This is a genomic window from Arenibaculum pallidiluteum (assembly GCF_017355985.1).
GTDB lineage: Bacteria > Pseudomonadota > Alphaproteobacteria > Azospirillales > Azospirillaceae > Arenibaculum > Arenibaculum pallidiluteum.
This window is the reverse complement of sequence record NZ_JAFIQU010000001.1, coordinates 539,469-551,063: the sequence shown is the minus strand read 5'-3', so window position 1 is coordinate 551,063 and position 11,595 is coordinate 539,469. Positions and strand designations below refer to the sequence as shown.

Annotated in this window: 13 protein-coding genes; 6 read left to right on the top strand and 7 right to left on the bottom strand. The window is 69.4% G+C overall.

Annotated elements, in window-relative coordinates; genetic code table 11:
* Positions 1-30: 30 nt before the first annotated feature.
* From JUB13_RS02665 to JUB13_RS02655, 3 genes are all read right to left on the bottom strand, one after another.
* On the bottom strand, positions 31-852 hold the full coding sequence (locus tag JUB13_RS02665; RefSeq protein WP_207476980.1) for a flagellin: 822 nt from the start codon (positions 850-852) through the stop codon (positions 31-33).
* 172 nt (positions 853-1,024) lie between these two features.
* Positions 1,025-2,056, bottom strand: a complete 1,032-nt coding sequence (locus JUB13_RS02660) for a Gfo/Idh/MocA family protein (RefSeq protein WP_207476978.1) — start codon at positions 2,054-2,056, stop codon at positions 1,025-1,027.
* 135 nt (positions 2,057-2,191) lie between these two features.
* Positions 2,192-2,554, bottom strand: coding sequence for a hypothetical protein (locus JUB13_RS02655; RefSeq protein ID WP_207476976.1), 363 nt, complete (start codon positions 2,552-2,554; stop codon positions 2,192-2,194).
* Positions 2,555-2,630: 76 nt separating this feature from the next.
* Between JUB13_RS02655 and thyA the strand changes: the two genes are divergently transcribed.
* Genes thyA through dut form a run of 3 tightly spaced genes read left to right on the top strand, consistent with a single transcriptional unit; the run spans position 2,631 to position 4,623 of the window.
* Entirely contained in the window at positions 2,631-3,554 is a 924-nt protein-coding gene (gene thyA, locus JUB13_RS02650) for a thymidylate synthase (protein ID WP_207476973.1), read from the top strand.
* A 2-nt stretch (positions 3,555-3,556) separates the two neighbouring features.
* A complete protein-coding gene (locus tag JUB13_RS02645) occupies positions 3,557-4,105 on the top strand; it encodes a dihydrofolate reductase (protein ID WP_207477430.1) in 549 nt (182 codons plus the stop codon).
* The gene (gene dut, locus JUB13_RS02640; RefSeq protein ID WP_207476971.1) at positions 4,102-4,623 is read left to right on the top strand and encodes a dUTP diphosphatase; all 522 of its coding nucleotides are present in this window, start codon (positions 4,102-4,104) and stop codon (positions 4,621-4,623) included. The genes JUB13_RS02645 and dut overlap by 4 nt, the downstream gene beginning before the upstream one ends.
* 9 nt (positions 4,624-4,632) lie before the next feature.
* Here the strand turns inward: dut and JUB13_RS02635 are convergent, their stop codons facing one another.
* Complete coding sequence (locus tag JUB13_RS02635; protein WP_207476969.1) at positions 4,633-5,304, bottom strand: response regulator; 672 nt, start codon at positions 5,302-5,304, stop codon at positions 4,633-4,635.
* Positions 5,301-6,740, bottom strand: coding sequence for a histidine kinase (locus JUB13_RS02630; RefSeq protein WP_236024715.1), 1,440 nt, complete (start codon positions 6,738-6,740; stop codon positions 5,301-5,303). The genes JUB13_RS02635 and JUB13_RS02630 overlap by 4 nt, the downstream gene beginning before the upstream one ends.
* Before the next feature lie 451 nt (positions 6,741-7,191).
* Here JUB13_RS02630 and JUB13_RS02625 point away from each other — a divergent pair, with 451 nt between their 5' ends.
* The 3 genes from JUB13_RS02625 to JUB13_RS02615 are packed head-to-tail and all read left to right on the top strand — an operon-like array spanning position 7,192 to position 9,955.
* Positions 7,192-7,629, top strand: a complete 438-nt coding sequence (locus tag JUB13_RS02625) for a cupredoxin domain-containing protein (RefSeq protein ID WP_207476965.1) — start codon at positions 7,192-7,194, stop codon at positions 7,627-7,629.
* Complete coding sequence (locus JUB13_RS02620; RefSeq protein WP_207476963.1) at positions 7,626-8,867, top strand: ABC transporter substrate-binding protein; 1,242 nt, start codon at positions 7,626-7,628, stop codon at positions 8,865-8,867. The genes JUB13_RS02625 and JUB13_RS02620 overlap by 4 nt, the downstream gene beginning before the upstream one ends.
* Before the next feature lie 44 nt (positions 8,868-8,911).
* On the top strand, positions 8,912-9,955 hold the full coding sequence (locus JUB13_RS02615) for a PQQ-dependent catabolism-associated beta-propeller protein (protein ID WP_328702845.1): 1,044 nt from the start codon (positions 8,912-8,914) through the stop codon (positions 9,953-9,955).
* A 106-nt stretch (positions 9,956-10,061) separates the two neighbouring features.
* Here JUB13_RS02615 and JUB13_RS02610 read toward each other — a convergent pair whose 3' ends face one another.
* Positions 10,062-10,697, bottom strand: coding sequence for an MlaC/ttg2D family ABC transporter substrate-binding protein (locus JUB13_RS02610; protein WP_207476961.1), 636 nt, complete (start codon positions 10,695-10,697; stop codon positions 10,062-10,064).
* 31 nt (positions 10,698-10,728) lie between these two features.
* Positions 10,729-11,529: an MlaA family lipoprotein gene (locus tag JUB13_RS02605; protein WP_236024661.1), complete on the bottom strand. Its 801-nt coding sequence runs from the start codon at positions 11,527-11,529 to the stop codon at positions 10,729-10,731.
* Positions 11,530-11,595: the final 66 nt, after the last annotated feature.

Here is an 11,595-nt window from a genome sequence, read left to right as displayed (position 1 = left end):
CCCGTTTTCGCTTCCTGCGGGGACGCGCGCTTACTGGAACAGGCCGAGCAGGGACTGCGGAGCCTGGTTCGCGATGGACAGGGCCTGCGAGGCAAGCTGCTGCTTGACCTGCAGGGACTGCAGCAGCGCGCTTTCCTTCGCGAGGTCGGCGTCGACGATGGCGCCCATGCCGGTCTTCGTCGCGTCGTTGATCGCCTTGTTGAAGTTGATCTGGTTGCCGACGCGCCGGGCGTCCGCCGCCAGCTGGTTCATCGAGATACCCAGGTTGGTCTCGGCTGCGCCGAGGCCGCCGCTGGTGCCGATGAGGGTCGCCGCGTCCGAGTAGGTGCTCGCAGCGGTCAGCGAGTTGTACACCTTCGCCATCATGTCCTGGGCAGCGACGGTGATGTTGCCGCCCTGGACGTTGGAGATCAGCGACTGGTTGGATGCCCCCGCGCCGATCAGCGTGACGTTGTTGTACTGGGCGTCGTTGATGAAGTTGTAGATGTCGTTCTTGAGCGTGTTGTACTGGTTCTCGTAGTTCGTGCGGTCCGCACCGGTCATGGCCTGGTCCGCCAGCTTCGTGAGCACGGTGCGGATGTCGATGAGCGCCTTGGAGATGTTCTCGCCGGCCTTGACGGCGACGTCGATCATGCCCTTGCCGACCGAGAGGCGCTCGTTCACGGCGTTCAGAGCCGCCATGTCGCCGCGCAGGCCCTCGGCGACCGCGTAGGACGCACCGTCGTCATAGGCGTCGGAGACGTTGTAGCCGGTGCTGATCCGCTTGTTGGTCGCCTGCAGCGCCTCGCCGACGCCGTTGAGGTTGCGCAGCGCGACCATCGCGCCGACGTTGGTATTGATCGAGTTGCTCATGGCTGTCCCCGCATGGAGAGAATGTCTTGCCAGGAGCTAATTCAAGGGGCGTGCCAGTCTGTTAAGTCATTGAAAAGGCAAGGAGTCGCCTGGTCCCTGGCCGGCCGTGCAACGACCGCACCGGGCAAAGAGTGCCGGGCGCGGGAACTTCGTGCCGGTCCGGAAGGGGAAATCAGGCCCCCGGCAACGCCACGACCCCGGGCGAGCGGCCGGCCGCGATCAGCGCGTCGATCAGCCTGTGGACCTTCAGCGCCTCCTCGCCGCTGACGCGGGGCGTGCGTGCGGTCCGGACGGCCCGCACGAAATCCGCCATGACCGAGCGGTGATAGTCGTGCGGGAAGGCCATGGGATCGGCGCCGGTTCCGCCGGCGCTGGCATCCGGGGCGTGGCTGGTGCGCCGGCCGTCCTGGTGGAAGACCTCCAGCGAGGTGCCGGCCAGCACGGCCGTTCCATTCCGGCAGATCATCTCGATCCGCTCCGGAAAGCCGGGAAAGGCGGCGGTGGTCGCGTCGATCGTCCCCAAGGCCCCGTTGGCGAAGCGTGCCGCGGCGCAGACCATGTCCTCGGTCTCCATCCGGTGCACCGGGCTGGTGGTCGCATAGCCCGTGACCTCGACGACCGGGCCCGCGAGGCTCAGCATCAGGTCCAGCGTATGGATGCCCTGGGAGATCAGCACGCCGCCGCCGTCCCGTGCGAAGGTCCCGCGGCCGGGCTCGTCATAGTAGGCCTGCGGCCGCCAGAGCCGGATCTGGGTCGAGCATCCCACGACGGGACCGAGCTCGCCCGAGGCGAGCAGCCCGGACAGCGCCTCGGCCGCCGGACGGAAGCGGTGCTGGAGCACGATCCCCAGCGTGACGCCCGCGCGGCGGCAGGTCTCGACCAGCTCGACGGCACGATCCGTCGTGATCTCTACCGGCTTCTCCAACAGCACGTGCTTCCCGGCCGCGGCGCATCGCCGGACGATGTCCAGATGCGTGTTGGCCGGCGTCAGGACCAGCACGGCCTGCACGGAAGGGTCGTCCAGCAGCGTCTCCAGCCGGCCGCAGAGCGGAAAGGGAAAGCGGCGGCCGAAATCGGCACGGCGCCGCTCGCTCGGGCTGAAGGCGTGGACCACCTCTACCTCGTCGGCGAGGTCGAGAAGGCCCTTGGCATGGGGCGTCACGGCCATTCCGAGGCCGATGATGCCGATCCTGAGCTTCTCCATGCCGCGCATCCTCTCCATCGCAAGAGCAAGGGTCCGCCGCCAGGCTTTCCGGCGGCTTCGCGCCGACGCTAGCCGCCGACCGCAGAGGTGGCAAGACGAGCGGCCGCGCCCGGATCGGTCCGGGTCGGCATCCCCTCAGTACGAGTGGGACCGGACGCCGTCGATCGCGAGGCCGCCGCGCGTGTAGACGACCTGGACCCGGCAGTCGTCGTCCATGTTCGCCACCAGGAAGCCGGTCCGCCCGCGCAGGCGCGTCCATGCGATGTAGCCGACGATCATCTCCTGCCTCCCGCCGCCCCAGACAGGCTGATAGGACACGCTCTCCACCTGGTCGGGCGGGACGCCGGCATCGGCGATCACGCGTGCGGCCGCCGCGTTGCAGGGGTGCGGGTACAGCGCCGCGATTCGCCGGAGCATGTCGGCCGGAGGCGGGGGCTGGGGCTGCACCGCGCAGGACACGCCGCCCAGCAGCGCCAGGATCAGAACCGGTATCCTCATGAATTGCGCTCCTGTAGGAGGCCGCCGCGGAAAGCGGGGCGCGCCTTCTTGCGGCCGGGGGGGGCGGTGGGGCAGCATGGCGCTCCCGCTCCGCCCGCCGGTGACCGCAGTGAACCATCCCGAAGGCCAGTACCTCGATCTCCTCCGCCTGATCCTGGAATCCGGGGACGACCGCCAGGACCGCACGGGGGTGGGGGCGCGCAGCATCTTCGGCGCAATGATGCGCTTCGACCTCGGCCGCGGGTTCCCGCTGATCACCACCAAGCGCGTCTTCTGGAAGAGCTGCTTTCGCGAGATGCTCTGGTTCCTGACCGGCGGGACCAACATCCGCCCCCTGGTGGCCGAGGGCGTTCACATCTGGACGGACTGGCCTCTCAAGGCCTACCGCGAGGCGACCGGGGAAGCGATCGATCGCGACGCATTCGAGCGCCGGATCGTCGAGGACGAGGCCTTCGCCGCACGCTGGGGCGAGCTGGGGCCCGTCTACGGGAAGCAATGGCGGCGCTGGACCGGGCCCGACGGGCGCGAGCACGACCAGATCGCGGGACTGATCGATGGCATCCGGCGCAACCCGGCGTCGCGCAGGCTGCTGTTCCATGCCTGGAACGTCGCCGAGATCGACCGCATGGCGCTTCCGCCCTGCCATATGGTCTACCAGTTCCATGTCTCCCGCGGGCGCCTTTCCTGCCTGCTCTACCAGCGCTCGGCCGATGTCCTGCTCGGCCTGCCGTTCAATCTCGCCGGCGCGTCGCTGCTGACCCACATGCTGGCCCAGCAATGCGACCTGGAACCGGGGGAGCTCGTCTGGTCCGGCGGTGACGTCCATCTCTACCACAACCACCTGGAGCAGGCGCGCCTGCAGCTCGGCCGGGAGCCGCGGCCCTTCCCGCGGCTGAACCTGCTGCGCCGCCCGGACGATATCGACGGCTACCGGATCGAGGACCTGGAGGTGGTGGGATACGATCCGCATCCGCACATCAAGGCCGAGGTCGCGGTTTGACCATGGCGCAGGACACGCCCGCCAATCTGCCGGGAGAGCCGGCCGTGGTGCTGGTGGCGGCGACCGCCCGGGGCGGCGCGCTCGGCCTCGACGGGCGCATGCCCTGGCATCTTCCCGCGGATCTCCGGCACTTCAGGGCCGCCACGCTGGGCAGGCCCGTGGTGATGGGCCGCAAGACCTTCGACTCCCTGGGCCGTCCGCTGCCGGGCCGCACCAACATCGTCGTGACCCGGAACCCCGAGGCGGAGTTCGAGGGCGCGCTGACGGCGCCGTCGCTCGATGCGGCGCTGGACCTGGCCCGCAAGGTCGCGCGCCGGGACGGCGTGGCCGAGATCGCGGTAATTGGCGGCGGCGAGATCTACCGGCAGGCCCTGCCGCTCGCCGACCGCGTCCTGCTGACCGAGATCGACCTGGACACCGCGGCCGACACCTGGTTTCCGGCGCTTCCGCCCGCCGAGTGGAGGGAGACCGCGCGCGAGCCCCATCCCGCCGAGGATGGGCGGCCCGCCTATGCCTTCGTGACCTACGAAAGACGCCGAGACCCCGCATGAAGATCGAACTGAAGCGCATGGACCCGGACCGCTGGGCGCGCATCCGCGCCGCCCATGCCGAGCTTCCGCCGGATCTGGACGTGGTTCCGCGCCGACATTCCGACATGGCGGCGGGCTACGACCTGATCGCCTGCATCGACGAGCCCATGGCGTTCCGGGTGGGCGACCGCCCGGTCATGGTGCCGACGGGCATCGCGATCCATATCGGCGAGGCCGGGATCGATGCGGAGCTGCACCCGCGATCGGGGCTCGCCACCAAGCAGGGGCTAGTGCTCGCCAACCTCACCGGCGTGGTGGATGCCGACTACCAGGGGCAGATCATGGTCGGACTCGTGCGGCTCCATCCCGGCACGGAGGGCGGCGAGACGGTGCTCGTGAAGCCCGGGGACCGCATCGCGCAGCTCGTACTCAAGCGCGTGGTGCAGGCGGAATGGGTCGTCGTCGACGACTTCACCAGCGCGACGGCCCGTGGCGCCGGCGGCTTCGGCTCCACGGGGATCGGCGGCACCAAGACCTGAGGAGCCTTCCTAGTCCGTTGCGGGCGGCGCGGCGGAGCCAACCTCGGGCGAGGCCAGCCCGCGGGAGACGCCGCATTCGATCGCGATGCGGATGAGCTCGGCCGTGCGCGAGACGCCGAGCTTCGTCTTGATCATGCCGCAGGTGTTGGCGACGGTCTTGTAGCTGATGCCGATGGATTCGGCGATCTGCGGGAGTCCCTTGCCTTCGCCGAGCAGGCGCAGGATCTCCAGCTCGCGCCGCGAGAGGTCGTCCAGGCGCCCCGGCGAGCCCGCGACGTTCTGGAGGGCGAGCTGCTGGGCGAGCTCGCGCTCCAGGTAGCGCTCGCCGGCGGTGACGCGCCGCATGGCCTCGAGGAGTTCCTCGGGGGCCGCGTTCTTGCTCACGAAGCCGGCGGCGCCGGCCTCGAGGGCCCGGGTCACATAGATGGCCTCCGCATGCATGCTGAAGACCAGTATCGGCGTCGCGGGCGCCTCGGCCCGCAACCGGCGGATCAGCTCCAGCCCGCCGAGTCCCGGCAGGTTCAGGTCGAGCACGACGAGCCGGGGTGGGCGGGCGCGGAACAGGGAGAGCGCCTCGCGCCCGCTCGCCGCCTCAACCACCTCCACCTCTGGGTCCGAGGCGAAGAGGCGGCACAGGCCGCCGCGGACGATGGCGTGATCGTCCACCACGAGAACTCTCATGCCGCCTCCCCTGCCGCGCTGACGGCGCGGCCGCCGACGGGCGCCTCCTGCCGTGCCGCGTGCTCTGCTGGGCCTGCGCCAGGCGCCGGCGGCAGCACGGCGCGGACCAGGAAGCCTCCTTCGGAGCGGTCCGTGGTCTCCAGCGTGCCGCCAAGCCCCTGGACCCGCTCTGCCATCCCCAGCAGCCCGAAGCCCCCGCGCCGGACCTCGGCCGTGCCGCTTCCGTCGTCGACGACCTCGACTACGGTGCGGGCTCGGGATGCCGCTGCGCCATGGGCGGCCGCGGCGCGATCCGCACCCTCGCGACTGACCCGGACGGTGATCGTGGTGGGCGACCCGTGCCTTACGGCGTTGCTCAGCGCCTCCTGCACCACACGGTAGACCGTCGTCTCGGCGAGATCGCCGATCCCTTCGCAGTCCTCGTCCACCTGCAGGCGGTAATCGATGCCAGGCTGGCGGCGGCGCCAGAAGGTCACGAGATCGCCGAGCGCGGCCTCCAGGCCGAACTCGTCGAGACCGGCGGGACGCAGCCGGCCGAGCATGCTGCGGACCTGCTCCTGCATGTGGGACGCCGCCTCCGAGATGCCCTGCACGGCCGCCGGGATCTCGGCTGTCCGCCCGGCCTCTGCCAGCCGGACGATCGCCGCGGCGTCGACCTTCACCGCGAAGAGGCACGGGCCGAACTCGTCATGGAGGTCGCGCGCGATGTCGCGGCGCTCCGCCTCCTGCAGGGTCAGGAGCTTCTCGCCGAGGCGCCGGTTCTCGGCCTTCTCGGCGGTCAACTTGCCGGCCATGTCGTTGAAGCCGCGATAGAGCCGCGCGAGCTCGGGAGCGAGGCGGTGCTCGTCGCGCGCGGTGAAGTCGCCGCGCCCGATCGCGCGGAACGCCTCGCCGAGCTCGTCGAGAGGGCGCAGCGCGCGGCCGACGAACACATGGATGGCCATGAAGGTGACGGCGCAGAACAGCAGCAGGCTCAGCACCGTGGCGCAGAAGGCCTCCCATGCCTCGCCGATCTCGTTCTGGGGATCGGACTGGATCACAAGAGTCTCGGACCGCCCGTCACCGAGCGCGACTACGAGTTGGGCGCTCGGGGGATCGGGGGCGATGAGCCGCGCGAACAGCGCGGGCGCGGCGCCCAGAGTGGTCACTTCCGTCGGCGGCGGGGCCGAGGACAGGCCTGTGCCGGCCAGCCGGAGGCGGACGTGGCGGTTCCCGTCGAAGGCGGCGACCACGCTGCGCAGCTCGGCCAGGGGGTCGTCCCGGCCGGTGGTTCCGGTCAGCACGTTCTCCGCGGCGCGCAGAGCCACGCCGACGGCCGCGCGCATCTCGGTGCGCACGCGGTGAGATGCGCTGTAGGCGGCAACGACGCTGGCCAGCAGCAGGCTGGCCCCCATGCCGATCGCGACGAGGCAGATCAGGCTGAGCCGTAGCGACATCCTGCGCACGCCTGGATTCCTTCCGAAGCCCTTGGCCAAGTCCTCGGCCGGCGGGCAGGATGCCACAGTGCCGGAGCGCACGTCATCGATACGGCGCGATTGTCGGCTCCCCAAATGGTTTCGGGAAAAATTCCCGACGAGATCGGGAACTGCGCCCCTGGGAGCGGCGTCCCCGCCGATCCCAGACTGTCTTCCTCCCGCAGGATCGCGGGGAGTGCCGCCGCGACGGATGCGGCACGCGAGAGCCGATCGGAATGATCGTGCGCCTGTCCTTGTTCGACAGGCGTATAGGCTTTCTGCTGCGCGTGTAAAGGCGGGATCTATCCAAGATCCCGGCATCGTGGCCGCCTATTATACCAATGAGCAATATCGCGATCTCTTGCGATTTCCTTCATTGTTCGGAGCCGGGTTCGGCGGCCGCCGAACCCCAAGACAAGGGGAGGATGCAACCGTGAGAGTCCTGATCGCCGGAGTCTGCGCGCTCTGGGTGAGCGTCGCCGTGTCGCAGGCCGCGGCGCAGGTGGCGCCCTCGGCGGAGCGGGCGGAGCGCCTCGACGAGCTGGTGCTTGGCACCAAGGACAACGACTATGCGATCTCCAGGAAGGATTTTCAGCTCCAGGCCGGCAAGTACTATCGCCTGAAGGTCACCTCGGCGGGCTTCAAGGAGTACATGTTCCGGGCGCCGGAGCTGTTCCGCAATGCTTGGATCAGGCAGGTGGTCGTGAACGACCTGGAGGTCCATACCAATTGGATCCATGGCCTCGAATTCGACGATCAGGGGACCATGGAGATCTTTTTTATTCCCCAGCGCGGAGGCGAATACCCGTGGTTCGTCGAGGGCTTCGAATCCAACGGCATGGCCGGCAAGTTCGTCGTCAAGTACCAATGAGCGGCCGCGGCAGGGTTCTCGGGATCCTGGCGCTCGGGCTTCTGCTGGCGCTTCCGGCGCAGGGGCAGCAGGGGGCTGGCGCCGGGGCCGGCGGCACCCAGAGCTCGGCGGCCGGCGATGCCCAGACGATTCGCGTCGGCTATCTCGCCACGCGCGAGGAGCCGCGGGTCCCGCTGAGCTTCCTGAACCCCGAGATCGAGGACGACGGCGTGCAGGGCGCCCGTCTCGGCATCGCGGACAACGCCAGCACCGGCCGCTTCCTGAAGCAGCGCTTCGAACTCGTCGAGGTCGTCGTCCCGCCTGGAACGTCGCCCGCGGACGGGCTGCGCCAGCTTGCCCAGGAGGGCGTGCGGCTGGTCGTATCCGATCTCCGGCGCGACGCGCTGCTCGAGGTCGCCGGCCTGCCGGAGGCGCGCGAGATCACGCTCTTCAACGCGCGCGCAAAGGACGATGACCTGCGCAATGCCGAATGCCGGCCCAATGTCCTGCACACCGTTCCCAGCCGGCGCATGCTGGCCGACGCCCTGGGCCAGTACCTGGTCTGGAAGAAATGGACGGACTGGCGCCTGATTGTCGGTCCCGCGCCGGGCGACCAGCTCTTCGCCGAGGCGGTGCGGCGCAGCGCCAAGCGTTTCGGCGCCAGGATCGTCCAGGACGATCCCTGGACCTTCGAGATCGGCAACCGACGCGTCGACACCGGGCATGTCACTGTCCAGTCCGCCATCCCCACCGCCACCCAGGGCCGCGACTACCAGATCCTGGTGGTCGCCGACGAGGAGGACGGGTTCGGGGAGTATCTGCCCTATCGCACCTGGCTGCCGCGCCCCGTGGCCGGAACCCAGGGGCTGGTGCCCACGGCCTGGTCGCGCGTGCACGAGCAGTGGGGCGCGACGCAGCTTCAGTCGCGCTTCGAGCGCCAAGCCGGGCGCTGGATGACCGAGCGCGACTACGCCGTGTGGATGGCGGTGCGGGCCGTCGGCGAGGCGGCGACGCGCACGCGCAGCGCCGATCCGGCCCAACTCGCCGCCTTCATCCGGAGCCCGGACTTCGGGCTGGCCGCGTTCAAGGGGCAGGCGCTGACCTTCCGCGAATGGGACGGCCAGCTTCGTCAGCCCGTGCTGGTGACCGCGCCGCGGATGCTGGTCTCGGTCTCGCCCCAGGACGGTTTCCTGCATCAGACCTCGACCCTGGACACGCTGGGCGACGACCGGCCCGAGAGCGGCTGCCGGAACCGCTAGGCGCAGGTACGCAAGACAAGAAGCTCAGAGGGAGGACCCATACGATGCCGCATTCCCGAAGCACGGCCGGAAGCGTGGCCGGAAGCCTGGCGCGAGCCCCCGCCGCGGCGGCCGGACGCGGCGCCGTGGCCCGAACGGGGCTGGGCGCGCTGCTGGCGCTGGCCATGGCCGCTCCGGCAGCGGCCGAGACGGTCTACGTGTCCAACGAGAAGGACAACACGATCTCGGTGATCGACGCAGCCAAGCTCGAGGTCGTGAACACCATCAAGGTCGGGCGGCGGCCGCGCGGCATCACGCTGAGCGGCGACGGCAAGTCGCTCTACGTCTGCGTGGGCGACGACAACCGGATCGACGTGATCGACCTGCAGAGCCAGCAGGTGGTGGACCGGCTGCCCTCGGGCCCGGACCCCGAGCTGTTCGTCCTACATCCGGAGGGCCGGCTGCTCTACGTCGCGAACGAGGACGACAATATGGTCTCGGTGGTCGACACCCAGGCCAAGCGAATCGTCACCGAGATCCAGGTGGGGGTGGAGCCGGAAGGCATGGGGATCAGCCCGGACGGCAAGGTGCTGGTGAACACCTCCGAGACCACCAACATGGCGCATTTCATCGACACGGCGAGCAACGAGATCACCGACAACGTGCTGGTGGACTCGCGCCCGAGGGTCGCGCGCTTCACGCCCGACGGGCGGCATGTCTGGGTGTCGGCTGAGATCGGCGGGACGGTCAGCGTGATCGACGTCGCGACGCGGCAGATCACCAAGAAGATCGAGTTCGAGGTGCGCGGCCTGCGGCGCGAGGCGATCCAGCCGGTGGACGTGCGGTTCACGAAGGACGGGAAGCGGGCCTTCGTGGCGCTGGGGCCGGCGAACCGGGTCGCGGAGATCGACCCGGCGACGCTGGAGGTCAAGAAGTACCACTTGGTCGGACAGCGGGTGTGGAACCTGGCGCTGTCCGGGGACGAGACGCGGCTCTACACGACCAACGGGGTCAGCAACGACGTCTCGGTGATCGACCTCGAGAAGGACCGCGTCATCAAGAGCCTCGGCGTGGGCGGCGCGCCCTGGGGCGTCATCGTGAAGTCCTAAGCGGCAGACCTCGGATGCCGGCGCGGAGCCGGTTGGAACCGGACGAATTGGAAAGGGCCGCCCGATCGGGCGGCCCTTTCTCGATGCGATCCCGGACCGGGACGTGTCAGCCGGCGCGCACCCGCTGGCGAAGCGCCTGGAGCAGCGCCTCGACCTGGCCGCCGCCGCGCTGGATCACCGAGGCGAATTCGTTGCGCTGGGTTACGCTCATGCTGACGTTCTCGACCGCGACGTCGATCACCTTGCGGCGTCCGTCGCGATCGCGCACGCGCCAGTCCACCGCGACGGGCGGGGCGTTGGCCGGCACGATCTGGCTGCTGACGATCGTGTCCGTCTCGCCCTCGGCGCGGGTGCCGAGAATCTTCAGGTTCTGGTCCACCGCCAGGTCCTGGCCGGCGTACTGGGCGAACCGGTCGGCGTAGATGTCGACGATCATCCGCTCGACCAGCTGCAGGTATTCCTGCTGCTGCTGCGGTGTGGCCTGCTGCCAGTAGCGGCCGAGCACGAAGCGCCCGATATAGGGCACGTCGAAGCCTTCCTGCAGGATCGCCCTGAACTCGCGCCGGATCTCGTCGCGGCTCACGTTCTGCTGGGTCAGCACGCCGATTGCGCGCTGGCCGAGATCCTGGATGAATTTCGCGCCGGCGGCGCCGCGATCGGCGGACTGGGCCAGGGCGGGTGGCGCAGCCCAGCCCGCGATCGCGAGCAGGGCTGCACAGGCAAGGAAGAAGCGTCTGGTCATGGCACCAAAGGTCGGGTGTCGGTTCCGGATGTCAACGTGCCGGAGTGGCCGGTGTGTCTTCGAACTCCGGGAACTCCGTGGTGCCCCCGGGGGCTGAGCGGCCGTCACGGATCTCCGAGGCCCTGCGCTGCCTGTAGAGGCTGCGGAACTGGGCATAGGGATCGATCGAGTTGCGCCGGACGTCGTCGATCACGCCGCGGTACTCGTTGCGGGCATCGAGGCCGGTCGTCGCGCCGCGGGTGATCGGAACCCACCCGTAACCGTTGTTCTCGGCCAAGATGTTGACGGGGTCGCTGAACCACTCGACGCCGATCCCCGTCGCGTCGCGCAGGCTGGACGGTCCCAGGATCGGCAGGACGAGATAGGCTCCTTCAGGCAGGCCCCAGACGCCCAGCGTCTGGCCGAAATCCTCGTGCTGGTAGGGGTATCCCATGCCGTCGGCGACGTCGAACAGGCCGCCGACGCCCCCGACCGTGTTGATCACGAAGCGGCTGCCGGCATTCTTCGCACCCTCCCAGTCGCCCTGCAGGAGCTGGTTGGCGAGCACGAGCGGGCTGGAGAGGTTGCGCAGGAAATTGCGCACGGAACGCTCGACCGGATCGGGGAGCACCGTCCGATAGATCTCGGCGGCCGGGTTGATGATCAGGAAATCGGCGATCTGGTTGAAGCCGTAGACGGTCCGGTTGAGACCTTCGAGCGGATCGTTGGCGTCGTCGGCTGCGGCGGTCGTTTCGCGGCCGGCCGTGGCGCACCCGGCGAGCGGCATGGCCAGCAGCGTGAGGACGAGGGCGGCCACACGGCCGAAGCTGGTCCGGGTACGGAGCGATGTCATGGGATTTCGCGTGCTCTTGTTCGGGGAGGGAGGGCGGCACGACAGGACAGGCCCGGGTATCCGGGC